Origin of the sequence: Streptomyces griseoloalbus, assembly GCA_014650015.1 — a bacterium.
Classification (GTDB): Bacteria; Actinomycetota; Actinomycetes; order Streptomycetales; family Streptomycetaceae; genus Streptomyces; species Streptomyces griseoloalbus.
In genome coordinates this window covers 134,755-159,854 of record BMUD01000008.1, presented here as the reverse complement: position 1 = coordinate 159,854, position 25,100 = coordinate 134,755, and the positions used below count along the sequence as shown (strand labels likewise).

The following is a 25,100-nucleotide window of genomic DNA, read 5'->3' as shown; positions in this document are numbered from 1 at the left end:
GCCCCATGTCCCCGGCTCTGCCCCGTAGACGGTTCCTGCAGGCCACCTCGGGAACGGCCCTGTCCGGCGCGCTGCTCGCCGACGGTCTCGCCCCGCCCGCCACCGCGGCCCCGCACCCGGCGGAGCCGCCCGTCGCCGCGACCCCCGGTGAAACGGTGCGTCTGCGGTTCACCGGTGTCACCAACGGCGCCGCCACCGCGGCCCCGGGAGGCGACCGGGTCGTCGCCGAGGTGCAGGGCGTGCTGTGGTCGGTGCCCGGTGACGGCTCCGCCGCCACCGCGCTCACCCCGCCCGATCTGGAGCCCAGCCGGCCGGTGTTCTCTCCCGACGGACGGCACATCGCGATGAGCGCCTACCGCGACGGAGCGTTCCACCTGTGGCTGATGCTCGCGGACGGCTCCGGGCTGCGGCGCCTCACCGACGGCCCGTTCGACGACCGCGCGCCCGCCTGGTCTCCCGACGGGCGGACCCTCGCCTTCTGCTCGGAGCGCGGCGGCGACCCGGTCCACGGCAGCCCGTACCGCATCTGGACGGTCGCGGTCCGCGACGGCGCACCGCGCCGGGTCACCGGGCTCCCCGGACAGGACGGGCCCGTGCAGGACGGTCCCTGGGAGGACTTCGACCCGGTCTGGTCCGCCGACGGCTCCCGGCTGCTGTTCGTCCGCGCCGGATACAGTGCCCCCGCGCTCACCGCGCGGACCATCGTCTCGGTCGCCCTCGACGGCACCGGGGCGCGCGTCGAACAGACCACCGCCGAGGGCAATCTGCTGGCTCCCGCCGTCTCCCCGGCCGGGCGCCTCGCCTGGCTGCGGAGTGTGCCCGGACCACCCAAGACCGAGGCCATCGCGTTGTTCGTGGACGGCCGTCGGGTGGCCCTGGACGACGAGCTGGCGCCCGCGCCGCCCCGCTGGATCGACGACGAGCAACTCCTCCTCACCGTGGGCGGCCGGTTCCGGGTGATCCGCCCGCACCGCGACGGCGCGGGCCGCGACCTCGCCTTCCACGCCGCCCTGGAGATCCCCCGGCCCGGGTACACGGTCAAGACGTACGCGCTGGAGGCCGAGCGGACCCGGCCGGTGCGCGGCATCCACCTGCCCAGCCCCTCCCCCGACGGCCGCGAGGTGGCCTTCGCCGCGCTCAACGCCCTGTGGGTGGTGGACATCAAGGGCGGCACCCCGCGCAAGGTACGGCAGAACGCGCCCACCGCGTACGTGCAGGGCCCGGTGTGGACCCCGGACGGCCGGGCCCTCGTCTACACCGACGACCGGGAGGGCCTGAACACCGTGCGCCGGCGTGACCTGGCCGACGGCACCGAGAGCGTCCTCGCTCCGGGCGGCCGGGTCCACGCGGTGGTCTCCCCGGACGGCACCCGCCTCGCCTGTCTGGACATGGCGGGCAACCTGCTCGTACGCGACCTGGCGACCGATGAGGAGCGGACGCTCGTCGCCCCGCTCGGCGGCGGTGGTCTGCCCGGCCGCCCCAGCTGGTCGCCGGACGGCCGCCACCTCGCCCTGTGCGACCGCAACCGTCTCAACCTCCGTTTCCGCGAGGGTCACAACATCATCCGCGTCGTCGACACCCGTACCGGCGCGGACCGCCGCCACGGTCTCGCCCCGCACGCCTCCCTGTCCGACCGCTACGCCTCCGGCCCCGTCTGGTCGCCCGACGGCCGGGCCATGGCCTGCGTCAGCGAGTCGGCACTGTGGCTGCTGCCGGTCACCCCCGACGGCACCCCCGACGGCGAGGCCCGCCGGCTGACCGACGAGCCCGCCGACCACCCCGCCTGGTGCGGCGACTCCCGCACCCTGCTCTACCAGTCCGGCGGCCGGCTGCGGCTGCTGCGCCTCGCCGCCGACGGCACACCCGCCGGACCCGCCCGCACCGTGCCCGTCGCCCTCCACTACCGGCGCCCCGCCCCCGTCGACACGGTCGTGCACGCCGGCCTGCTGTGGGACGGCACCGGCTCCGCACCCCGCGCGGACGTGGACATCCTCCTGCGCGACGGCCGGATCAGCGGGATCGAACCGCACCGGCCGGGCCGTGCCGCCGCACGTACCGTGGACGCCTCCGCCCGTACCGTGCTGCCCGGCCTGTGGGACGCGCACGTCCACCCCTGGCAGTACACCTACGGTGCCCGGCAGGGCGCCGTCCAGCTCGCGTACGGCATCACCACCACGGTCTCGCTGGGCGGCTTCGCCTACGAACAGGTGCGGCTGCGCGAGGACATCGCGGCCGGCCGGCTCGCCGCGCCCCGTCTGCTGGCCACCGGCGAGCTGCTCGACGGCTCCCGCGTCGGCTACAGCATGGGCCGCGCCCACCGCACCGACGAGGGCTTCGCCCGCTCGCTGGCCCGGGCCCGGGCGCTGGACTGGGACTTCGTCAAGACGTACGTGCGTGCCCCCTTCCGGCACATGGAGCGGGCCGCCCGTCACGCCCACGACCGGCTCGGCGTGCTGAGCGGCACCCACCTGTGCGCCGCCGGCATCCACGCCGGGCAGGACCTCACCACCCATCTGCTGGCCACCGACCGCGCCGAGTACGGCCATGGCGCGAGCGCCGAGGGGTACACCCACCAGGACACGCTGGAGATCTACAACCGGGGCCGTTTCCACCTGATCGCCACCCCGTTCACCGCCATGCCGCTGATCGGCGCCGATCCGCGGGTGGCCGAGGACGACCGGGTGACCCGGATGATGCCTCCCTGGGACGTGTCCCTCGTCCGGGGCATCGCGGCCACACCCCCGACCGACCTCGAACGGGAGGTCCTGGCACGGGAGGTCGACGCCTACCGCCGGGTGGTGCGCGGCGGCGGGCAGCTGCTCCTCGGCACCGACGCCCCGCTCTCCCCGGTGGGTCTCCAGCTGCACCTGGCGCTGCGCGCCCTGCACCGCCACGGACTGACGCCCGCCGAGGCCCTGACCACCGTGACCCGCACCCCGGCCCGCGTCTTCGGAGTGGACCGTCACCTCGGCACGGTGGAACCGGGCAAGCTGGCCGACCTGACGCTCGTCGACGGCGACCCGTTCGAGGACTTCGACGCCCTGATCCGCACCAGCGCCGTCGTCCGCGGCGGTGTGCTGCACGAGCGGGCGGACCTGCACACGGCCTTCAGCCCTCCGGCGGCACGGACGGCACCGCGGCGGGGCTGGGGCGCGGTCACCGAGCAGATGGTCAGGGACGGCTGTTGCGAGGATCACCGCGTGGAATGATGACGTCATGCCGAGCCTCAAGCCTCAGTCACTGGCCGAGATCCGTGCCCAGATCGACGCGCTCGACGGGGAGTTGGTCGACCTGCTCGCCCGGCGTCAGCGTCTGGTGCGGTCGGCGGCGGTCCTCAAGGCGGACGAACAGGCCGTGCGGGCCCCGGACCGGGCCGAGCGCGTCGTCGCCGCGGCGCGGTCGCGGGCCGAGACCGCCGGTCTGGCCCCCGAGGTCGCCGAGGCCGTGTGGCGGGCCATGGTCGGGGCCTTCATCGAGCTCGAACTGACCGAGCACCGCCGCACCACGACGCCCGACCACGCCTGAGCTCACCGGCCGCGTCCCACCGGCCCGTCCGGGCTCACCGGCCGCGGCGTGCGGCCCAGACACTGCGCCGGGTGCGTACCGCGAGGTCGTCCCGGCGCAGGACGCTGTGCGGGCTGTCGGTGTCGAGCAGTCGATCGAGCGCGGCCAGGTCCTCGGGCGGGAGCGCGTCGGCGACGCCGCCGCGGACGCGTCGCAGGCTGCCGCGGGCGTAGGCGCCTACCGTCGCGGGAGCCCTCGATGTGCGCGGTGAGGGTGCGTTCGCCTGCCAGGGTGAATCCGGCGGCTGTCGGCTTCGGCCACCGGTCGGCGCCGCGGTGGGAACGTGATCGGCGTGGTGGCGCTCGCCCGCGAGGTGGCGGCGTCCCTTCAGGCCGGGCCGGTCCTCCGGAGCGGTCTCGGGCAGGGAGCGGGGGAAGCCGGCCAGTTCGACGACCGCGAACAGCCCGCCGGGCGCGAGGACGTCGTGGACCGTGCGCAGCGCGCGGTCGGGGCGGGCCAAGTGGTGCATCGAGGCCGAGGCCCACACCAGGTCCGGCGTGCCGAGGTCGGGCCGGACGGTGTCGTCGAGGTCGGCCCGTACGGTGTGCACCCGCTCGTCCACGCCCCGGGCACCCGCCGTGCGGTGCCGCCGCCGTCACCCCCTCTCAGTCGCTGCCGTCCCGTTGATGGCCGCGGCGGGCGTCGCGGTCGAAGCTGCCGAGGATTTCGCGGGGCCGCCCTCGGCGCCGGTCGCGTGCGGCAGCGTCGTGGGGAACTCGGCGCCCCGGTTGGCCTCAGTCACCGCGGCAGGCGGCGGCCAGCCGTCCGGTGATCAGCTCGTCGGCCTCCGCCACGATGCGCCGCACGAGGTCGCCGACGGTCGGGATGTCGTCGATGAGACCCTGGGCCAGGCCGGCGCTCCAGATACCGGCGTCCAGGTCGCCGTCCTCGAACACCTTCCGCCCCCGTGCGCCGGCGACGAGGTCCCGTACATCCGGGAACTCGCCCCCGTCGTCGAGGATGCCGACGACCTTCCGGCTGACGGAGTTGCTCGCGACCCGGGCGGTGTTGCGCAGGCGCCGGAAGATCAGCTCGGTGTCGAGTTCGCTGTTGGCGACGATCTGTTCCTTGACGCGCCGGTGCACCGGTGACTCCACGGTGCACAGGAAGCGTGTGCCCATGTTGATGCCCTCGGCGCCCAGGGCGAGGGCCGCGACCAGGCCGCGTCCGTCCGTGAAGCCGCCGGACGCGATCACCGGAACGGTGAGCCGACGCGTCGCCGCGGGAATGAGGACCAGGCCGGGAATGTCGTCCTCACCGGGGTGGCCGGCGCACTCGAACCCGTCGATGCTCACTCCGTCGACGCCGATCTTCTCGGCCTTCACCGCGTGCCGGACGCTGGTGCACTTGTGCAGCACCTTCACGCCGTGCGCGCGGAATTCCGGCAGATGTGCCTCGGGGGTGAAGCCGGCCGTCTCGACGACCTTCACACCGGACTCGATGATCGCGCGCCGGTACTCGTCGTAGGGGGGCGGGTTGATCGACGGCAGGATGGTCAGGTTGACGCCGAACGGCTTGTCCGTCAGCTCCCGGCACCGCGCGATCTCCTCGGCGAGCGCCTCCGGTGTCGGCTGGGTGAGCGCGGTGAGGAAGCCCAGTGCTCCCGCCTCGGCGACCGCCGCGACGAGTTCCGCCCGTCCCACCCACTGCATGCCGCCCTGGACGACGGGGTGTTCCACTCCGAACGTCTCACAGAAGCGTGTGGTCGGCATCGCGGCCGCCTACAGTCCGTAGGTCTTGCCGATGATCTCCCGCTGGATCTCGCTCGTTCCGCCGTACACCGTGGAGACGACGGTCGAGCGGAGCAGGGCTTCCATGCCGTACTCGGTGGCGTAGCCGTAGCCGCCCATCATCTGCATGCCCTCCAGGGTCACGTGCTTGGCGAGTTCGGTGCACTTGAGCTTGGCCATGGACGCCTCGCGGGCGAACACCCGGCCGGGTTCGGCGTCGATCGCGGCGGCGACGTCGTCCAGGAGAAGTTGGGCGCATTCGAGCTCGGTGGCCATGTCCGCGATCCGGTGCCTGAGCGCCTGGAAGGAGCCGATGGGCCGTCCGAACTGCTCGCGCTGGCGCACATAGGTGAGGGTGTCGTCGAACGCCCGCTGCGCGACGCCCAGCATCAGGGCGGCGAGGATCATCCGCTCGAGGTTCAGTCCGGCCATGAGCTGGGTCCACCCCTGTCCGGGAGTGCCGACGACCGCGGAGTCGGGGACGAAGCAGTCGGTGAAGTAGAGGTCGTTGACGTCCTTGCCGCCCATGGTGTCGATGCCCCTGATCCGCAGGCCGTCGGCGTCGGTCGGCACCATGAACTGGGTGAGCCCGTCGTGTTTCGACTCGCCCCGCTCCGTGCGGGCGATCAGCAGGATGTGGTCGGCGAAGTGGGCGTTGGAGCACCAGGTCTTCTGGCCGTTGACCAGATAGCCGCCGCCGGTGCGTTCCGCACGGCAGGTCAGGGCGGCCACGTCGGAGCCGGCGCCCGGTTCCGACATCGAGATGGCCTCGACCCGTCCGTTGACGACGCCTTGGAGGACGGTGCGCTTCTGCTCCTCGGTGCCGAACTTCTCGTATGCGGCGGCCGCGATGACGGTGGTGCCGAAGCCGCTGATGGGCGCCAGCCCGTAGGAGGTCTCCCGCAGGAACAGGCAGAGGTCCGTCATGCCCTGGCCGGCGCCGCCGTACGCCTCCGGGATCGCGATGCCGAGCCAACCCAGCGCCGCCATCTTCTCGTAGAGCTTCTGGTGGTGCTGCTCCTGACCGTTGGCGGTCAGTTTGTCGCGCTGTTCCTTGGTACCGCACTCGCGGCGGCAGAAGTCGGCAATCGCCTTGACCAGATCGCGGCGTTCGTCGGACAGCACTCGGGGCATGACGCTCATCTCTCCTTGGGGATCCGGTGAGGGGGTTCAGCCGTCCCGCAGAGCGGGGAACACCGTGTGCACCAGGTGGAGCACGGTGCGGGTCAGCATCACGTGCAGGTCGCTCCGGCTGAGGGCGCCGCGCACCAGCCATTCGCGGGAGGCGGCCTTCAGCATGCCGCTGTGCGCCCGGATCATCGCCCGGAGCTTCTCCCGGCCCTCGCTGACGTCGGTCATCATGGCGGCCTCGAGGACGCGGTCGGTCGCGATCTCGTCGGCCTCGAGCATGATCTGGTCGATCTCCGGGTCGTTGCCCAGGGCCTCCAGACCGATCGCGGACAGCCACATCTCCCGGTTGCGCTCCACGACTTCGAGCCAGCGGTCGACGCAGATCGAGATGCGTTCCTCCGCGGTGGTCGGCGGGAGCCGTTCGGAGACCGACGCCGGGACGACCATCATCTGCCGGACCACCTCCAGGTAGAGCTGCCGCTTCCCGCCGAAGTAGTGGCTGACCAGGGCACGGGCCACGCCGGCCTCGGCCGCGATCTCCGCGATGGACACCGTGCCGTAGCTCCTGGCCCCGAACAGCCTGCGTGCGACGCCGAGGATCTCGGCCCGCCGGGCGTCCGGCTCCATCCTGCGGCGCTGGGCCTGGCGCTGAACGCCCATGTGGTGGTCCTTCCGTGGTCGCGGTGTTGCCGGACCTATGTGTACATCGACTCGATCGTGGCGGCGTGCAGTTCGGCTATGGCCCGGCGGCGCAGGCTCAGCTTGGGCGTCAGTTCGCCCGTCTCCGCGGTCCAGGGGCCGGCCAGGACCCGGTGCCTCTTCACCTGTTCCGCCCGGGAGAGCATCGCGTTCGCATCGGCGACCGCCCGGTCGAGGGCGGCGAGTACCTCCGGGTGGCGGGTCAGCTCCTCCGGGTCGGCGGTGTCGATCCCGTGCGCCCGCGCCCAGAGCGGGGCCGTCTCCTCGTCGAGGACCAACAGGGCGGTGACGTAGCGCCGCCGGTCACCGATCGCGACGGCGTGGGCGACCAGGGGGTGGGCGCGCAGCAGGGACTCGATCCTGGTCGGGGCGATGTTCTTGCCGCCGTCGGTGATGATGATCTCTTTCTTGCGGTCGGTGAGGGTGACGAAGCCCCGTGAGTCGACCGTGCCGACGTCTCCGGTGGGCAGCCAGCCCTCCGCGTCGGTGGCGGGCTCGATGCTGCCGTCGGCCTGGAGGTAGCCGGCGAACACGACCGGGCCGCGGACGAGGAGTTCGCCGTCGTCGGCCTCCCTGACCTCGATGCCGGGCCCCGGCCGCCCGACCGAGCCGAGCCGGAACGCCTCGGGTGTGCTGACCGTCGCCGCGCCGGTGGTCTCGCTCAGGCCCCACACCTCGTACACCGGCAGTCCCACGCTCGCCAGGTACTCCAGGACGCCGACCGGGATCGGCGCCGCGCCGCTGAAGGCCCTGCGGCAGTCGTCGAGCCCGATGGCGGCCCGGAAGGTCCGCATCACCTGCGCGTCGAGCTGCTCCAGCGGCTCGACGAGCTGCGCCGGGAGGTCCTTGCCCTCGGAGCGGAGGCGGTACACCTCCAGGGCGGTCTTTCGGGCCTGCGTCACCGCCTCGGCCTGGTCGCCGGGCAGGGTCGCGAGCTTCGCCCGCAGGCCGGCGGTCAGCTTCTCCCACACCCGGGGCACTCCGAAGAAGCCGTGCGGGCGCGCCGTGAGGAGTGTGGGCAGGAGCTGGTCGGGCTCGCGGCAGATCGTGACGTGGCCGGCGTTGCAGATGGGCATGTAGATCCCGAGCACCCGCTCGGCGATGTGCGCGAGCGGCAGGTAGGCGACGGACCGCGGGTGGTCCGGGACCGGGACGAGCCGGTCCTGCATCAGGGACTCGTGGATGACGTTGCGGTGGGAGAGCACCACGCCCTTGGGGTCACCGGTCGTGCCCGAGGTGTACACCAGGGTCAGCGGCTGGTCGGGGGTGGCGGCGTCCGTGAGCTCCTCGAACGCGGCGTCGTCGGGGGGTGTCGCGCCGCGCACGGCCGTGTAGCCGACGAAGCGCGGGTCGTCGGCGGGGGCGGCGTTCCAGTCGAGGACGACGACGGCGCGCAGGTTCGGCAGGTCGTCCAGGACCGGTCGCCAGCGCCGCACCTGTTCCTCGCCCTCCAGGACGAGGACGGTGGCCCCGCTGTGCCGGGCGACGGCGCCGATCTGCTCGGTGCTCAGCGTGTCGTACGTGCTGCAGGGCAGGGCGCCGACATGGATCGCGGCCAGGTCGGCGATCCAGTGTTCCGCCCGCCTGGCCATGGCGATGAGCATCCGGTCGCCCCGGTTCAGTCCGAGGGCGGTGAGTCCGCGGGCGAGGGCGGCGACCTCGGCGCGGAGCTGCGACCACGACAGGGTTCCGGCGTCCGGGCCGAGCCCCGTGGTCAGCGCGGGGCGGTCCGCGAACTGCTGGGCGTTTCGACGCAGCAGCCTGGTGATCGTCAGCCCCTCGACCGACTCGTGCAGTTGCTCGGCTGTGGCCACGGCGGGCTCCCTCCATCGCGAACCGTGAGCGGACTCGTTGAGCGGGACACCCAGAGTGAAGGCGTTCTTGGCAGAGTGTCAATAGATCGCACAGGGCGAGCCCGACGGGGAGGCGCCAGGGCGGCAAATACCCGCTACATGCCTATGTTCTGAGGCTAGTTGCCATCGAACTCCTCCTATTGACATGAAGCCAATAGATGCCCTTACCTGTCTTCGCCGGATGCACCACACCCGCCGGGCGTGCCCGGATCGGCAGGACATCGCCTGCTGACGGAGAGGAAGTGCAAGGACAGTGACCGAGGCATTCGTCTACGACGCGATCCGCACCCCGCGCGGCCGGGGCAAGGGCGGCGCGCTGCACCACGTCAAACCGGTGTCCCTGGTGACGGGTCTGATCCAGGAGCTCCGTCGCCGCCACCCGGACCTGCATCCCGAACGGCTGGACGACATCGTGCTCGGTGTCGTCTCCCCGGTCGGTGACCAGGGCATGAACATCGCCAAGACGGCGGCGCTGGTCGCCGGGCTGCCGGACCACGTGGCCGGGGTTCAGCTCAACCGGTTCTGCGCCTCCGGGCTGGAGGCCGTGAACACGGCCGCGCAGAAGGTGCGTTCCGGCTGGGAGCACCTGGTGCTCGCGGGCGGTGTGGAATCGATGTCGCGCGTGCCGATGGGCAGCGACGGCGGTCCGATGGCCACGGACCCGGAGACCGCCTTCGACACGTACTTCGTCCCGCAGGGCATCGGCGCCGACCTGATCGCGACGATCGAGGGCTTCTCGCGCGAGGACGTCGACGCGTACGCGCTACGGTCCCAGCAGCGGGCCGCCCGGGCTTGGTCCGGCGGCTACTTCGCGAAGTCCGTGGTTCCGGTCCGGGACCGCAACGGGGTCACCGTGCTCGCCCAGGACGAGCACATGCGCCCCGAGACGACGCCGGCGACACTCGGCGCGCTGAAGCCCTCGTTCGCCGACGCCGGCAGCCTGGCCGGGTTCGACGCCGTGGCCCTGCAGAAGTACCACTGGGTCGAGGCCGTCGAGCACGTGCACACGCCGGGCAACTCCTCGGGCATCGTGGACGGTGCGGCGCTGGTCCTGGTCGGCTCGGAACGGGCCGGGGCCGTCTCCGGCCTGGTGCCGCGCGCCCGCGTCGTGGCCACCGCGGTCAGCGGGGCCGACCCGACCATCATGCTCACCGGGCCGGCCCCGGCGACCCGCAAGGCGCTGGACCTCGCCGGTCTCACAACGGACGACATCGACCTGTTCGAGATCAACGAGGCGTTCGCCTCGGTGGTGCTCCGCTACGTCAAGGAGCTCGGCCTGCCCTGGGAGAAGGTCAACGTCAACGGGGGCGCGATCGCCATGGGGCACCCGCTCGGCGCCACCGGGGCGATGCTCGTCGGCACCGTGGTGGACGAACTCGAACGCCGCTGCGCGCGACGGGCCGTGGTCAGCCTCTGCGCCGGCGGCGGCATGGGCATCGCCACCGTGATCGAACGGCTGTGACCCCGCCCCGCCGCCCTGCCCCTACGACGGCCGCGCACGTCCCGTGGAGAGGAACGCCGTACCGATGCTGGACAAGAACATGATCCGCTGGGAACAGGGGTCCGACGGTGTCGTCGTACTGACCCTGGATGATCCCGGTCAGCTGGTCAACACGATGAACCAGACCTATGTGGACTCGATGGAGGCGACCGTCGCCCGGCTCGAAGCCGAGCGGGAGACCCTCGCTGGTGTCGTCCTGACGTCCGCCAAGAAGAGCTTCTTCGCCGGTGGTGACATCGGCCTCATGAGCAGGGCGCGGCCAAAGGACGCCGCGGAACTCAGCGAGCTGTGCACGGTGCTGAAGTCGCAGCTGCGCCGGCTGGAGACACTCGGCAGACCGGTGGCCGCGGCGCTGAACGGCACCGCGCTCGGCGGTGGTCTCGAGATCGCGCTCGCCTGCCACCACCGTATCGCTCTGGACCTGCCGGGCAGCCGCTTCGGCCTGCCGGAGGTGACCCTGGGACTGCTGCCCGGCGCCGGCGGGGTCAGCCGTACGGTCCGCCTCCTGGGGCTCCAGGACGCGCTGGCGGACGTCCTGCTCAAGGGGCAGCAGTACCGGCCCCAGGAGGCGCTGACCAAGGGGTTGGTCCACGAACTCGCTCCGACACGTGAGAAGTTGCTCGCCCGGGCCCGGCAGTGGGTGCTGGCCCATCCCGACGCCGCCCAGCCGTGGGACACCAAGGGTTTCCGGATCCCCGGCGGCACCCCCTCGCAGCCGGAGGTGGCCGCGAGCCTGCCCGTCCTGTCGGCCCAGCTGCGCAAGCACCTGCGGGGCGCGAACATGCCGGCACCGCGCAACATCCTCGCCGCGGCCGTCGAAAGCGCGCAGGTGGGCCTGGAGGCCGGGCAGAAGATCGAGACGAGCTACCTCGTCGAGCTCATGACGGGCCAGGTCTCGACGAACATGATGCAGGCGTTCTTCTACGACATGCAGCACATCAACTCCGGGGGCAGCCGCCCCGACGGCTACCCGCGCCACACCGCACGCAGGGTGGGGGTCCTCGGCGCCGGCATGATGGGGGCCGGGATCGCGTACTCCTGCGCCAGGAGCGGTCTGCCCGTGGTGCTCAAGGACGTCTCCCACGACGCCGCGAGGAAGGGCAAGGCCTACTCGGAGCGGCTCGTCGGCAAGGCCGTGGCGCGTGGCCGGCTCACGCGGGAGGCAGCCGACGAGATCATCGCGCGGATCGTGCCGACCGAGGACCCGGCGGACCTCGACGGCTGTGACCTGGTGATCGAGGCGGTCTTCGAGGACCCGGGCGTCAAACGGCGGGTCTTCGGGGAGATCGAGGGCGTCGTGGCGCCGGACGCGGTGCTGGCGTCCAACACCTCCACCCTGCCGATCACCGGGCTGGCCAAGGGCGTCACCCGACCGGAGGACTTCATCGGCCTGCACTTCTTCTCACCCGTCGACAAGATGCCCCTGCTGGAGATCATCACCGGGGAGAAGACCGGCCCGCACACCGTGGCGAAGGCCGTCGACTTCGCGCGGCAGATCGGCAAGACGCCCATCGTGGTCGGCGACAGCCGGGGCTTCTTCACGAGCCGGGTGATCTCCAAGTTCATCGACGAGGCGGTGGCCATGGTCGGTGAGGGCCTGCATCCCGCCTCGGTGGAGCAGGCCGGTTCGCAGGCCGGCTACCCCACGCCGCCGTTGCGGCTGCTGGACGAGCTGACCCTCACCCTGCCCCGGAAGATCCGCGACGAGACCAGGGCGGCGGTCCTGGCCGAGGGCGGGCAGTGGCGGCCGCACGGTTCGGAGCAGGTCATGGACCGCATGATCGACGAGTTCGGGCGGGGCGGACGCTCCTCGGGCGCCGGCTTCTACGAGTACACCGACGGCACACGCAAGAGCCTGTGGCCCGGCCTGTACGAGCACTTCACGGTGCCGGGGCGCGAAATCCCGTTCGAGGACATGAAGGAGCGCATGCTCTTCGCCGAGGCCCTGGACACGGTCCGGTGCCTCGACGAGGGCGTGCTGCGGTCGGTGCCCGACGCCAACGTCGGCTCCCTCCTGGGCATCGGCTTCCCCGCCTGGACGGGGGGTGTCCTGCAGTACATCAACGGGTATCCGGGCGGACTGCCCGGCTTCGTCACCAGAGCACGGGTGCTGGCCGCCCGGTACGGGGAACGGTTCGAGCCGCCCGCGTCCCTGGTGGCCAAGGCCGAGCGGGGCGAACGCTATGCGTGAGGGGTGTGCGGCGGCCCGAGCATCGGGACGAGGAACTGCCGGGCCACCGCGTGCATCTGCTCGTCGTCGTCGAGGTCGATCACCTGGCTGGGGATGACGAGGAACGACGCGCAGACGCGGACCATCATCTCGGCGACCAGGTTCACGTCCACCTCGTCGGAGACGTTCCCCGCACGCTGTTCCCGGCGCAGTCGCGATGCGAGGAACTGCCGTACCACGGCCAGGGTGCGGCCCCCGTCGCCGGTCATGGACGGCACCACGGCGTCCGGTTCGGCGGCCATCAGACCGCCGATGAGCCGGTTGTGGCGGATCACCCGCAGTGAGCTGACGAATCCCAGGACAACCCGGTCGGCGACGGTCTCGGCATCCTGGATGTCCACGATGAACCGGTCGAAGTACCGGCGGAACTCGCGCCGTACCACCTGCTCGACCAGCTTCTCCTTGGTGGCGAAGCGGCGGTAGACGGTGATCCGTGAGACGCCGGCCAGCCGTGCCACGTCGGCCATGGTGGAGCGCTTGATGCCCATGCGGCAGAACTGCTCGTAGGCGGCGTCGAGCAGACGCACGGTCACCTCGTCGTCCTGGTCGGCGCCTTCGGTGGCCTCGGTGAACGCGATCTCCAGTACGGAAGGGGAGCCGGACGGCCCCATGAGGGCCGACGGGACGGATTCCACGATTGCCTCCCTGATTCTGTGAAGCCTCTGGCGTTCACGTCGCGTCTGTGCTCCCCTGATGAAACAGGGAAGCGCACTGTGTTTCATCGTACCAAGCACGCAGGACAGAGCTACAGGACTCAAGGAGGAGTTCCAGGCGATGGACGGACTCAGCAGGCGCAGGATGTTGATCGCGAGCGGTGCACTGGGGGCGTTCGGGACCCTGAGCCTGGCGTCGCCGGCTCGTGCCCGGTCACTGTGGACCTGGTCGCCGAGCGGTTCGGTGGCGGGTGAGGGAGCGGGACTCGACCCGGAATGGGTGTGGGACGAGGAGGTCGACCGGCTGGTCGCCGCCGTGATCGGCCGCGGCGACGTGCCCCGGGTCAACGAGCAGCTGAGGCAGTGGACCCGCAACGACCAGCCGCTGCCCTCCGGTCTCCCCGGGGACCTGCGCGACTTCATGGAGAAGGCGCGCCAACTGCCGTCCTGGGCCGACCGGGGCAAGCTCGAGGCCGCGGCCGAGTTCAACAAGTCCCGGGGCATCTACCTCAACCTGCTCAACGGGGTGGGCGGCGGCATGCTCAGCACCGCCATCCCCCGGGAGGCGCGGTCCGTGTACTACTCCAAGGGCGGCGCCGACATGGAGGACCGGGTCGCCAAGACGAGCCTGCTCGGCTTCGCCGTCGGGGACCTGAACGCCTTCCGGCCCGACGGCGACGTCATCGTGCAGGCCGTCAAGACCCGGCTGGTACACGCGGCCGTACGGCATCTGCTGCCGCAGTCGCCGGGCTGGTCGAAGACCAGCGGCGGCCAGACGATCCCCATCAGCCAGCAGGACATGCTGGTCACCTGGCACAGTCTGCCCACCTACACCATGCGGAAGCTGCTCGAGTGGAAGGTGCCCGTCCCGCCCGCGGACTCGGCGGCCTATCTCCATCTGTGGCAGGTCACCGCGCACCTGCTGGGCATCCGGGACGAGTACATCCCCAACTCCTGGGACGCGGCCGAAGACCAGTCCAGGCAGGTCCTCGACCCGATCCTCGGCCCCACCCGCGAGGGCGTCGAGCTGACCGACATCCTGCTGCGCCAGCTCGCCGAGCAGACCAGCCCCGGCGGCATCGACCGTCCCCTCGTCAACGCGCTCGCCCGGTACCTGGTGGGCGACCAGGTCGCCGACTGGGACGGCATTCCCCACGAGCCGTTCTGGGAGAAGGCGATCGCGACCGCCTGGCCGAAGCTGGTCGCCTTCCGCGAGAAGCTGATTCCGCTGCCGCTGGTGCCGCCGCTGGCCTGGACGATCGACGAGGCGGCCCGTCAGTACATCCTCTTCTACCTCACCAAGGGACGGGGAACGCGCATCGAGATCCCCGACACCAACCGTCCCGCCTGAACCACGGCAACGCCCGCGTGTGTACGACGTTCCCATCGGAGCGCCCATCGGTAGCACTCACGGAGGAGTACAGAACACATGGACGGACTCAGCAGGCGCAGGATGTTGATCACGGGAGGGGCGCTGGGAGCGCTCGGTGCGCTGGGAGCGGCGTCGCCGGCCCACGCGCGGTCCCTGTGGACGTGGGCGCCGAGCGGTTCGGTGGCGGGTGAGGGAGCAGGGGTCGACCCCGACTGGGTCTGGGACGAGGAGGCCGACCCGGTGCTCGCCGCCGTGATCGACCGCGGCGACGTGCCCAAGGTGAACGACGCGCTGCGGAAGTGGACCCGCAACGACCAGCCGCTGCCCTCCGGTCTCCCTGCGGATTTGCGGGACTTCATGGAGAAGGCACGTCAGCTGCCGTCCTGGACAGACCGGCGCAAGCTCGAGGCGGCGGCGCAGTTCACCAAGAAGAAGGGGATCTACACCGGCGCCCTGTACGGGCTGGGAAGCGGTCTGATGAGCACCGCCATCCCCCGGGAGGCGCGCGCCGTCTACTACTCCAAGGGCGGCGCGGACATGAAGGACCGCATCGCCAAGACGGCGCGACTCGGGTACGACGTCGGGGACCTGGACGCCTACCAGCCGCAGGGCGGCATGATCGTGACCGCCGTGAAGACCCGTCTGGTGCACGCGGCCGTACGGCATCTGCTGCCGCAGTCGCCGGGCTGGTCGAGGACCAGCGGCGGCCAGACGATCCCGATCAGCCAGGCCGACATCATGGTCACCTGGCACAGCCTGGCCACGTTTGTCATGCACAAGATAAAAGACTGGAGGATCCCGGTCACCACCGCCGAGTCGGACGGCTATCTGCACGTGTGGCAGGTCACCGCGCACATGCTCGGCGTCCTGGACGAGTACATCCCCGCCACCTGGGACGAGGCCAACGCACAGTCCAGGCAGGTCCTCGATCCGATCCTCGCCTCCACACCCGAGGGGGACGAGCTGACGAGGGTGCTCCTCGACATCGTCGCGGAGCTCGACGCCGGCCTCACCCGTCCCCTGATCAGCGCCTTCTCCCGGTACACCCTCGGTGACCGCACCGGCGACCTGATCGGGCTGGACCGGGAGCCCTTCTGGCAGCCGCTGATCAGCGCCGCCTGGCCGCTGCTGGTGGCCTTCCGCGAAGGGCTCATCCCCCTGCCACTGGTCCCCGAGGCCGCCTGGACCGTGGAGGAGGCCATCCGCCGGTTCGTCCTGCTCTTCCTCTCCGAGGGGCGAGGCATCCACCTCGAGATCCCCGACACGAACCGGCCCTCCTGAATCGCATACACCACACCACTGGTGCGCGGGGTCCCGCTGTCACAGGCTGGACCCCGCGCCACCGCACGAGCACTCCGACGACGAACGCGAGACGGGACCATGACGACATCGCGCAGTGACGGAACGACAGGGCCGCTCCCCGTCCGGGCCGACGGGCGGACCGAGCCGTACACCCCCGGAAGACGTCGGTTCCTCGGATACGTGCTCGCCGCCCCGGTGTTGACGGCCGCCGCCGAACTCGTCCCCGCGGCCGAGGCACGGGCGCAGACCCCCTCGTCGGACACCCCTTCACCGCAGATCCCCTCGCCCGAGATCACCGAACTGGTGGATCTCAACGACGTGATGACGGCGGCGGCCCTGCCGACCTCCGGTCTGATCACCGTGGAGGTCAACCCGGACGGCACGGTGTCCTTCGCCCTGCCGCGCGCCGAAGTGGGGCAGGGCATCACCACGTCCACGGCCATGCTGATCGCCGAGGAACTGACCGTGCCCCTGGACCGGGTGCGCGTCACCCTGGCCGACGCACGACCGGAGCTGCTGTTCAACCAGCTCACCGGCGGCTCGAACACGACGTTCTCGACGTACACCCCGATCCGGGTGGCCGCGGCCGTCGCCCGCGGCCGGCTCCTGCGGGCGGCGGCGACCGCATGGGGAACGGACGTGACCGAACTGGTCCTGAAGGACGGGACCGTCACGGGTCCCGGGGGCCGGCGCGTCGGCATCGGCGCACTGTCCGAGAAGGCCGCGAGCGTCCGGACCCGGCAGGTGTCCGTGGACCTCAAGCCACGCGACGAGTTCACCGTCATCGGCACGCCGCACAACCGTGTCGATGCCCTCGCCGCCGTCACCGGACGCAAGACCTTCACGATGGACCTGGCGGTCCCGGACGCCCTGCCGACCATGGTGTGCCGTCCGCCCACCATCAACGGCAAGGTCGGATCGGTGTCGAACGCCGCCGAGGTCCGCACCATGCCGGGTGTCACCGACGTCGCCGTCGTCTCCACCGGAGTGGCGGTGCGTGCGGCCACCTTCGGCCAGTGCATCGACGCCGTGCGCGCCCTGCGCGTGTCATGGAAACCGGGCAGCGCGGAGGGCAAGTCCGACGAGTCCGTCCTGCGCACCCTGCGGGCCGCCGAACTGCCGCTCGGTCCACCGCCGTTGACACCCAGCGTCGAGGGCACGTTCACGTTCCACTTCCGCAGCAACAGCGCGCTGGAACCCAACTGCGCGATCGCCGACGTACGCCCCGACCGCGCCGAGGTCTGGTCGTGTCTGAAGGCGCCGATCGTCGCCAAGGAGGCGATCGCCGCCAAGCTCGGCCTGCCGCTCGGTGCGGTGACCGTCCATGTCACCGAGGGCGGTGGCTCCTTCGGGCGCAGACTCTTCTTCGACGCCGCGCTGGAGGCCGTCGAGATCTCCCGGAAGATCCGCAAACCGGTCAAGCTCATGTGGCACCGCGCCGACGACTCCCGTCAGGGCCGCACCCACCCCATGGCCACCTCCCGCGTGCGCATCGCCTACCTCGGGGACACCGTCCTCAGCTACCGGCAACGGCACACCGGCGTCGCCACCGACCTGAGCCACGGTCTCGGCGAGATCTTCACCGCCCTGGCCGCGAAACTGCCGGTGGGTGACATCGGGTTCTCCGAGACGTTCTTCCAGCTCTCCCAGTCGATGCCCTACGACTTCGGCGTCAACAGCCGGCTGCTGAGCGAGACCGACAAGAGCTTCAACACGGGCAGCATGCGCAACGTCTACTCCCCCGACGTCACCTGCGCCCGGGAACTCCTCGTCGACCGGCTCGCCGCCAGGATGGACAAGGATCCGTACCGCTTCCGGCACGACTTCCTGCGGGACGACCGGGCCCGTGCGGTGCTGGACAAGGTCGCCGAGGCCGGCCGGTGGGGCCGCACCATGCCACCGGGCACGGCGCAGGGCATCGCCTTCCACTCCGAGTACCACTCGGTCAACGCGGTCCTGGTGGAGATCGACTGCCGCCCCGAGACCGTCGACCGCCCCATCCGCGACGGCGTGGGAGGACCGCGCGTCACCAAGGCCGTTATCGCGGTGGACGTCGGCCTCGCCGTCAACCCCCGCGGTCTGGAGGCGCAGATGATGGGCTGTCTCATGGACGGCATCGCCCTGACCCTGACCTCCAGCCTGCACCTGCGCGACGGGTACTTCCTGGAAGCCAGCTGGGACAACTACTTCTACACCCGGCAGTGGAACACGCCGCCCGAGCTGGACATCATCGTCATGCCGCCCACCACGGGGAAACCCGGCGGCGCCGGCGAACTGGGGGTCGCGGCGTCGATGGCCGCCGTCGCCTGCGCCTACGGCCGCGCCACCGGGACCATGCCCACGTCCTTCCCGATCAACCACGGCACCCTGTCGTTCGAACCGAAACCCACCGTTCCGCCCGTCCCCGCGTCACCCGCCGACGGCCTGGACCACGTCCGCTGAAACGCCTGGAGAACCCTTGCCCGAACACACGTTCCGCCTCAACGGAGAACAAGTCACCGTCGATGTCGACGACGACGTACGCCTGCTGTGGGTACTGCGCGACGTCCTGGGCGTCACCGGACCCAAGTACGGATGCGGCATCAACGTCTGCAAGGCGTGCACCAGCCACCTCAACGGCAAGGCCGTCAATCCCTGCGCGGTCCCCGTAGGGGCCCTTCGCCCCACCGACGAGGTCACCACGATCGAAGGGCTGCCGGCCACCGCAGGAGCGGACCTGCACCCGATGCAGCAGGCGTGGCTCGACCAGGACGTGGCCCAGTGCGGCTACTGCCAGCCCGGCCAGATCATGGCCGCCGTCGCACTGGTGCGCCGGGTCACCGACGAAGGCCACGAGATCACCGAATCCGACCTCGACGGCCTGCGCAACATCTGCCGCTGCGGCACGTACGTCCGCATCCGCGAGGCGATCCGGGCCGGGGCCGACGCCATGCGACGCCTATGACACCGGCTCCGGCGCCGCCGGGCCGCCCGGCCCGGTGACGGGCCCGGTGACGGGCCCGGCGGTGGTCACCGGCCGATGACGGCCGGGGCGCCACCGTCCTCGGTGCCCCACACGTCGGCATCCTCCTCCAAGTAGTCGGCGGAACTGGTGGCGCTGCGGCGCGGCTCCGTCTCCTCCTCGGGGGAGTCACCGCCGGTGGTCGTCACCCGGGAGGCCGGCGACAGGAAGGTGTCGCTGTCCTCCTGCCGGTGCCACGGGTTGCGCCGTCGGCGGTTGCGGCGCTCGCTCTCCTCCGCGGCGTCGACCAGGACGGCGCGCACCCGCTCGCCGTTCCCCCGCTCGCCGCCCGCGCCGGCTCCCATACCGCCCATGCCGCCCATGGGCATGCCGGGTGAGCCGGGCATGCCGGGCGCGCCGGGGGCGCCGGCCGCCGGGGCGAGCGGGGTGCCCGTGCCCGTGGTGGAGGCGCTGTCGGAGAGCGGGGCGACCCCGCCGGCTCCCAGGCCGTCCGGGGAGGAGCCCACGCCGGTGAGTCCGCCGCCGATGCCCGCGCTGCCCGCGCCCCCCGCGCTGCCCGCACCGCCGGAGCCGAGGCCCAGCTCGGACGCCGACACCTGCTGGGAGGTGATGCCGTCGCCGCCTCCGCCGCCGCCCGAGCCGAGGCCGTCGAGCAGGCCGGAACTGTCGAGGTCGCCGAGCGAGCCGAGGCCTGAGGTGTCGAGACCGGAGGTGTTGAGGTCGTTCAGGTCCACCCGTTCGGTGTTGCCCTGCGGGTCGGTGACGGTGGCGATGCCGGTGTCCGGATCGATGACCTGGGTGCTGCCGTCCGGGAAGGTGGTGGTCAGCATGCCGTTGTCCAGGGCGGTGGTGGAGCCGTCCGGGTTGGTGACCTTCGCCCCGTGGGTGAGGTCGGTGGTCGTGGTCTCGCCGTTGGCGTCGGTGGTGGTCAGCGTCCCGTTGTCCGGGTCGAACGACGCCTTGCTGCCGTCCTCGAACAGCGTGGAGAAGTCGCCGTCGTCGAGCATGGTGCGGGCGCCGGTCGGTGTCTCCAGGCCCGACTGGTCGGCGTCGAAACCGTTGAGGTCTCCGAGGTCGCCGATGGTCTCGGTGGTCATGTCGGAGTTGATGCCCCCGAGGTCTCCGAGGTCTCCGAGACCGCCGTTGAGGTTGCCCAGGTTGCCCAGGTTCTCGGTGGTGACCTTGCCGTCCGGGTCGGTGGTGGTGGCCTGGCCGGTCGAGGGGTCGACCGTCTGCGTGGAGCCGTCCGGGAACGTCGTCGTCAGCTTCCCGTCGTCGCCCAGGGAGGTCACCGAACCGTCCGGGTTGGTCACCTTCGCCCCGTCGCCCAGGTCGGCGGTGGTGACCGAACCGTCCGGGTGCGTCGTCGTCATCAGTCCGCTGTCCGGGTCGAACGTCGTACTGCCGCCGTCGGGGAAGTCCGTCGTCAGACCGCCGCCGCTGGTCAGCTCCGTGCTGCCGCCCGTCGGCGTGTCCAGCACCCCGTCGCCGCCGTTGAGGCCGCCCAGGTTGCCGAGGCTCTCGGTGGTGACCTTGCCGTCCGGGTCGGTGGTGGTGGCCTGACCGGTCGTCGGGTCGACCGTCTGTGTGGAGCCGTCCGGGAAGGTGGTGGTCAGCTTCCCGTCGTCGCCCAGGGACGTCGTCGAACCGTCGGCGTTCGTCACCGTGGCCCCGTCGCCCAGGTCGGCGGTGGTGACCGAGCCGTCCGGGTGCGTCGTCGTCATCAGTCCGCTGTCCGGGTCGAACGTCGTACTGCTGCCGTCGGGGAAGTCCGTCGTCAGACCGCCGCCGCTGGTCAGCTCCGTGCTGCCGCCCGTCGGCGTGTCCAGCACCCCGTCCCCGCCGAGGCTGCCGTTGAGGTTGCCCAGGTTGCCCAGGTCGGTCGTGGTGGTGGTGCCGTCGGGGTTGGTGGTGGTGGCCTGGCCGGTCGTGGGGTCGACCGTCTGCGAGGTGCCGTCCGGGAAGGTGGTCGTCAGCTTCCCGTCGTCGCCCAGGGAGGTCACCGAACCGTCCGGGTTGGTCACCTTCAGGCCGTCGCCCAGGTTCTGCGTGGTGACGGAGCCGTCCGGGTGGGTGGTCGTGAGCACCCCGCTGTCCGGGTCGAAGGAGGTGCTGCTGCCGTCCGGGAAGTCGGTGGTGAGCTGGCCTCCGTCGAGCTGCGTGCTGCCGCCGGTCGGGGTCTTCAGGCCGCTGCCGCCGGTGCCGTTGTTGAGGCCGCCGAGGTTGCCCAGGCTCTGCGTGAGCGCGTCGTTGGCGGAGTTGTTCGTGCCGCCCGGGCCGCCGTTGAGGGCGCCGAGACCGCCGAGGGTCTGGGTCAGCGGGGCACCGTCGCCCGTGAACGCCTGCCTGTCGTCGCCGTTCTGGCCGTTCACGTCACCGAGGTCGCCGAGGCTCTCGGTGGTGACGGCGTTGTTCTGGTTCAGCAGGTCGTCGAGGTTGCCCAGCGTCTGCTCCGCGACGGAGTTGGGGTCGTTGATGCCGCCGAGGCTCTCCTCCACGGCCTTGGCCTGCTCCTCGGCCTCGCGCTTGGCCTCCTCCTGCTCGCGGCGCTGCTCCTCGCGCAGTTCGTCCTGGTACTTCTTGTCCTCCTCGCGCTGCTGGTTCTGCTCCTCGCGCAGCTCGTCCTGGTACTTCTTGTCCTCCTCCCGCTGCTGGTTCGCCTCGTTGCGCAACTCGTCCTGCAGCTTCTGCTCCTCCTCCTTCTGCTGGTTCGCCTCGTTGCGCAGTTCGTCCTGGTACTTCTTGTCCTCCTCGCGCTGGCGCTCCTGCTCCTCGCGCAGCTCGTCCTGGTACTTCTTGTCCTCCTCCCGCTGCTGCCGCTGCTCCTCGCGCAGCTCCTCCTGGTACTTGCGGTCCTCCTCGCGCTGGCGCTCCTGCTCCTCGCGCAGCTCGTCCTGGTACTTGCGGTTCTCCTCGTTCTGCCGGTTGATCTCCTCCTTCTCCTCCTCCAGCTTCCTCTCCTCGTACTCCTCCGAGGCCGTGCCGGTGGACTTCGGCTTCGGTACGTTCTCGGAGAAGTCCTTGCTGAGGTCGAGGAAGTGGTTGTTCAGGTCGGACTGCACCTGCGCGGCCGGCTTGCCCAGGTACTCGTCGACGCCCTGGCTCCAGATCTTGACGGCCTTGTCGCCGACCTTCGCCCAGTTGGCGATGTCGGTGAGGTCGCCGTACTCCGGGTGGGTCTGCGAGAAGCCCGCCTGCGGGCTGTGGCGGACGGTGGTGCTGTAGCGGGTGGTGGTCGAGGTGATCTCCGTCTTGGCGACGTTGTTCGTGTCCACCCACTGGGCGAGGTCGTCCAGGACGTAGCGCAGCACCCGGTGCGGGTCGTAGTACGGGGACTTGGCCCAGCTCATCCAGGCCTCCAGCAGCTTCCTGGCGGACTCCTCCAGGTACTGGCGGCCCACCGACAGGGCGCGCGAGTACACCGTCTGGCCGGTGCCGCCGCCGGTGACCTCGGAGTTGAAGGTCTCGACGTAGGCGTCGTAGTTCTCGCGGACCTTCTTCAGCAGGCTGCGGAAGACCTCCGCCGCCTCGCCCTTCCAGCTCGCGTCGTCCCGGCCGAAGCGGTCCTCCCAGTCCTTGAGTACCGTCGCGTGGTCCTTGAAGAACTTGGCCGCGAAGTCGAAGGATTCGCCGGTGGTGTTGAAGGAGTTGAGGTCCACCGCGTCGCCGCCGCCCACGCCCAGGTTGCTGAACCGGGCGTTCTGCGTGCCGCCGCCGAGCAGTTCGAGGAGCGCCGTCCGCGGCCCGTTCATGTACCGGGCGAGCGGGATGGTGCTCATCTTGTCCTTGTTGTAGTCCGTGAACTCGTTGCCCTCACGGACCTGGGCGTCTTCGACGCGGTCGGCGTTGATGTCGGCGAAGAGGACCTCGTCGCCGGCCTTCACACGGCCCTCGAAGACGATCCGGGCCTGCATGATGGAGCGCTTCTTGCCGCCGTCGAAGAACCAGATGTCGTAGTCCTCGCCCTTGTTCTGCAGGAAGCCGGAGTCCTTGACGAGCAGGCCGAGGCTGCGCTCCTTGATGTCCATCCGGAACAGCTTGCCGCCGTGGTCGGAGCGAAGCGTGTCGAAGACGGTGCTGCGGTCCGGCACCGGATAGCCGGTGATGTGGGTGACCAGAGTGGCCCAGGTGTCGCTCGACGGGTCACCGGCGTTGTCGAACTTGTCGAGGTTCGTGCCGGAGTTGGGATCGTACCGATCGGCCACCGGGCGCCCTTTCTGGTCGGTTGTCGTCCGTTCCGGCGCACCGCTTCCTCGTACGGGGGCGCTGCCGGGGTTGTCTCACACGGGTGCGCCGGGCTGCCGTTGGCCTCCGTCGGCGCGTGCGGCGCGGGGTCAGGAACCCTCGGTCGGGTCGCCGGTGCTGCCGGAGGTGAGGGTGTCGACCTCGTCGAAGGTCTGGAGCAGCGTCTGGGCGTCGATCGCGCTCAGGTTCTTGTCCTTGGTCTTGTTGGCCTCGTCGATGGTCTCGGTGAGGGCCTCCTGGAGCTCCTTGAAGAGCTCCATCTGGTCGCCGAGCAGCTTGTCGATGGCCTCGGCCGCGGCGCGGATGCCCTCGATCAGCTTCGGTCCCGAGACCAGCGGCTCGGTGACCATCTTGCCGATGCGCAACAGCTGCTTGTCCTGGGCGAGGTTGTCCGGGGTGGTGTGCCCGTCGATGAGGTGGCCGAGCGGGCGGATGTGGGCGCCGTCGCCGTCCTCGCGGTGCTTCTTCGCCGCGGTGTACACCGGCTGCACCTCGTGGTCCCGGAAGTTCTCCATCTGCTTGAGGTCAAAGTGCTTGACGTCGGCCTTTTCACCGGCCATGGGACGTTCTCCTGCCGCTTGGTGCCGGACGGACGGGGTGGGGTGGCCCGGGGCGCCCCGGGGATGGTTCAACACTGCGGGGCGTCCGGGAGGACCGGGCGCCGGCGTGGCGGCGGCCCGGAAAACGGGTGCCGAGCCGCCCGCACGGACGCCGTGCGGGCGGCTCTGCGCCTTCCGGTCGCACGCTCCGGACGCCGGGGCCTGCTTCCGGAGCGGCGAAGGGAGGAGCCGGACCTAGCGGGCCCGCACGCTGCCCCAGTTGTCGGCGCTCCGGCGCTCGTCGCGGGAGTGGTTGTCGTGGATGGTGCTGATCAGCTCACCGTTGTCACCGAGGAGCAGGGCCATGTTCTTGGTGGCCTGGTCCCACTCCGCCTGGACCTGGCGGTACGTCTCCTGGTCCGCACCCTCCCAGGACATGACGAGCGGCTTCAGCTCGTCCTCCAGGTTGTTGAGGGTCTTGATGATCTGCTGCGTCTGGTCCATCAGCTCTTCGACAGCCTGCCGGACCTTGGGGTACTGCACGTCGATGATGCCGTCGGCCATGACGTCTCCTCTCGGGGGGCCGGGCTCCGGTCTCCGGGGCCCGGCGGGCTCACGGGTACGGCCTCACCTGAAGGGGGCCGGCGCCGCCGGGGGGGGTGGGTCAGCGCAGCGCTTCGAAGACGCCCTGGCTGGTCTTGCTGTTGAGGACCTCGGTCAGGTCCTGGTTCTCCTGCGCCAGGCGGTTGGCGGAGGTCACGTTCTCCTGGAGCGCGTCGATCATCTTGCTGATCTGGACGACGACCTTCTGCGCCTCGGAGTTCCAGCTGCGGAAGAGCTTCAGCAGGGCCTGGCCCTCGTCACCGCCGACGCCGGAACGCGCGGCGATCTCGGCGACGTTGTTCTGGATCTTCTCGACCTGGTCCCGGGCCGACTCCAGGGAGGAGACGCCCCCCAAGCCCTTGGCATAGTCCGCTTTCCTCGCGGCACTGTCCGCCATGACGTGTTCCCTTCGTTCGGACTCTCGTCGCACCGTTGCCCGCTGAGGCTAAAGAGAACCCGGGGTTCCGCGCAACGCGTGCAGGGAAGATTTGAGCATCGGTCAGCTCAGGAGAATTGTTTTGTGTGGCAATGGAGTTGTGCGGAGGTTGCACGGGGATGAACACGTACGCCCGGCCGCCGGGGAAGCGCGACGTGCACTGTTCCCGGGGCGGCGTCCGATACGGGCGGAGAACGGGCACGGAAAGACGGCGAACGGTCATCGGGAAGCCCGCTTCGGGCGCGGACGCGTCCGCGGAATTGCGCGGTGCGGCCGGCCG

General features: G+C 70.9%; 17 protein-coding genes and 2 pseudogenes. 8 read left to right on the top strand and 11 right to left on the bottom strand.

The features are described 5' to 3' along the window. Positions 1-5 precede the first annotated feature (5 nt). Together IE178_RS14645 and IE178_RS14640 are read left to right on the top strand one after the other, a co-directional pair. On the top strand, positions 6-3,209 hold the full coding sequence (locus tag IE178_RS14645) for an amidohydrolase family protein (RefSeq protein ID WP_193512556.1): 3,204 nt from the start codon (positions 6-8) through the stop codon (positions 3,207-3,209). A gap of 7 nt (positions 3,210-3,216) precedes the next feature. Further along, positions 3,217-3,525: a chorismate mutase gene (locus IE178_RS14640; RefSeq protein ID WP_184761639.1), complete on the top strand. Its 309-nt coding sequence runs from the start codon at positions 3,217-3,219 to the stop codon at positions 3,523-3,525. Positions 3,526-3,559: 34 nt separating this feature from the next. On the opposite strand, the pseudogene IE178_RS14635 reads toward IE178_RS14640, so the two are convergent. The 6 genes and pseudogenes from IE178_RS14635 to IE178_RS14615 all read right to left on the bottom strand — a co-directional run. After that, a pseudogene (locus tag IE178_RS14635) lies at positions 3,560-4,159 on the bottom strand (class I SAM-dependent methyltransferase); the annotation flags it as partial. A 22-nt stretch (positions 4,160-4,181) separates the two neighbouring features. Further along, positions 4,182-4,300, bottom strand: a pseudogene (locus IE178_RS35940) (XRE family transcriptional regulator); the annotation flags it as partial. Beyond that, complete coding sequence (locus tag IE178_RS14630) at positions 4,299-5,276, bottom strand: NAD(P)H-dependent flavin oxidoreductase (RefSeq protein ID WP_193512555.1); 978 nt, start codon at positions 5,274-5,276, stop codon at positions 4,299-4,301. The gene IE178_RS14630 and the pseudogene IE178_RS35940, both read right to left, overlap by 2 nt. A gap of 9 nt (positions 5,277-5,285) precedes the next feature. Continuing rightward, complete coding sequence (locus IE178_RS14625) at positions 5,286-6,428, bottom strand: acyl-CoA dehydrogenase family protein (protein WP_193512668.1); 1,143 nt, start codon at positions 6,426-6,428, stop codon at positions 5,286-5,288. A gap of 36 nt (positions 6,429-6,464) precedes the next feature. After that, on the bottom strand, positions 6,465-7,085 hold the full coding sequence (locus IE178_RS14620; protein WP_194959034.1) for a TetR/AcrR family transcriptional regulator: 621 nt from the start codon (positions 7,083-7,085) through the stop codon (positions 6,465-6,467). A gap of 35 nt (positions 7,086-7,120) precedes the next feature. Then, complete coding sequence (locus tag IE178_RS14615) at positions 7,121-8,938, bottom strand: AMP-dependent synthetase/ligase (RefSeq protein WP_193512554.1); 1,818 nt, start codon at positions 8,936-8,938, stop codon at positions 7,121-7,123. A gap of 292 nt (positions 8,939-9,230) precedes the next feature. Between IE178_RS14615 and IE178_RS14610 the strand changes: the two genes are divergently transcribed. Both IE178_RS14610 and IE178_RS14605 read left to right on the top strand, forming a co-directional pair. Further along, entirely contained in the window at positions 9,231-10,439 is a 1,209-nt protein-coding gene (locus IE178_RS14610; RefSeq protein WP_193512553.1) for an acetyl-CoA C-acetyltransferase, read from the top strand. A gap of 64 nt (positions 10,440-10,503) precedes the next feature. Then, positions 10,504-12,669, top strand: coding sequence for a 3-hydroxyacyl-CoA dehydrogenase NAD-binding domain-containing protein (locus IE178_RS14605; RefSeq protein ID WP_318280050.1), 2,166 nt, complete (start codon positions 10,504-10,506; stop codon positions 12,667-12,669). Here IE178_RS14605 and IE178_RS14600 read toward each other — a convergent pair. Further along, on the bottom strand, positions 12,660-13,343 hold the full coding sequence (locus IE178_RS14600; protein WP_318280049.1) for a TetR/AcrR family transcriptional regulator: 684 nt from the start codon (positions 13,341-13,343) through the stop codon (positions 12,660-12,662). The two genes, IE178_RS14605 and IE178_RS14600, sit on opposite strands and share 10 nt — an antisense overlap. Before the next feature lie 139 nt (positions 13,344-13,482). On the opposite strand from IE178_RS14600, the gene IE178_RS14595 reads away from it, so the two are divergent. From IE178_RS14595 to IE178_RS14580, 4 genes are all read left to right on the top strand, one after another. Then, entirely contained in the window at positions 13,483-14,712 is a 1,230-nt protein-coding gene (locus tag IE178_RS14595; RefSeq protein ID WP_193512552.1) for an oxygenase MpaB family protein, read from the top strand. A gap of 78 nt (positions 14,713-14,790) precedes the next feature. Further along, positions 14,791-16,014, top strand: coding sequence for an oxygenase MpaB family protein (locus tag IE178_RS14590; protein ID WP_193512551.1), 1,224 nt, complete (start codon positions 14,791-14,793; stop codon positions 16,012-16,014). Between the two features lie 201 nt (positions 16,015-16,215). Then, on the top strand, positions 16,216-18,477 hold the full coding sequence (locus IE178_RS14585; RefSeq protein ID WP_318280047.1) for a molybdopterin cofactor-binding domain-containing protein: 2,262 nt from the start codon (positions 16,216-16,218) through the stop codon (positions 18,475-18,477). Positions 18,478-18,493: 16 nt separating this feature from the next. Further along, positions 18,494-18,979, top strand: a complete 486-nt coding sequence (locus tag IE178_RS14580; protein WP_193512549.1) for a (2Fe-2S)-binding protein — start codon at positions 18,494-18,496, stop codon at positions 18,977-18,979. Positions 18,980-19,044: 65 nt separating this feature from the next. Here the strand turns inward: IE178_RS14580 and IE178_RS14575 are convergent, their stop codons facing one another. From IE178_RS14575 to IE178_RS14560, 4 genes are all read right to left on the bottom strand, one after another. Beyond that, entirely contained in the window at positions 19,045-23,202 is a 4,158-nt protein-coding gene (locus tag IE178_RS14575) for an AAWKG family protein (RefSeq protein ID WP_193512548.1), read from the bottom strand. Between the two features lie 129 nt (positions 23,203-23,331). Next, positions 23,332-23,802 carry a type VII secretion system-associated protein gene (locus IE178_RS14570; RefSeq protein ID WP_193512547.1) on the bottom strand — a complete coding sequence of 157 codons (471 nt, stop codon included), beginning with the start codon at positions 23,800-23,802 and terminating at the stop codon, positions 23,332-23,334. A gap of 234 nt (positions 23,803-24,036) precedes the next feature. Continuing rightward, on the bottom strand, positions 24,037-24,345 hold the full coding sequence (locus tag IE178_RS14565; protein WP_184761650.1) for a WXG100 family type VII secretion target: 309 nt from the start codon (positions 24,343-24,345) through the stop codon (positions 24,037-24,039). Between the two features lie 100 nt (positions 24,346-24,445). After that, positions 24,446-24,781, bottom strand: coding sequence for a hypothetical protein (locus tag IE178_RS14560; RefSeq protein WP_184761651.1), 336 nt, complete (start codon positions 24,779-24,781; stop codon positions 24,446-24,448). Between the last annotated feature and the right edge of the window lie 319 nt (positions 24,782-25,100).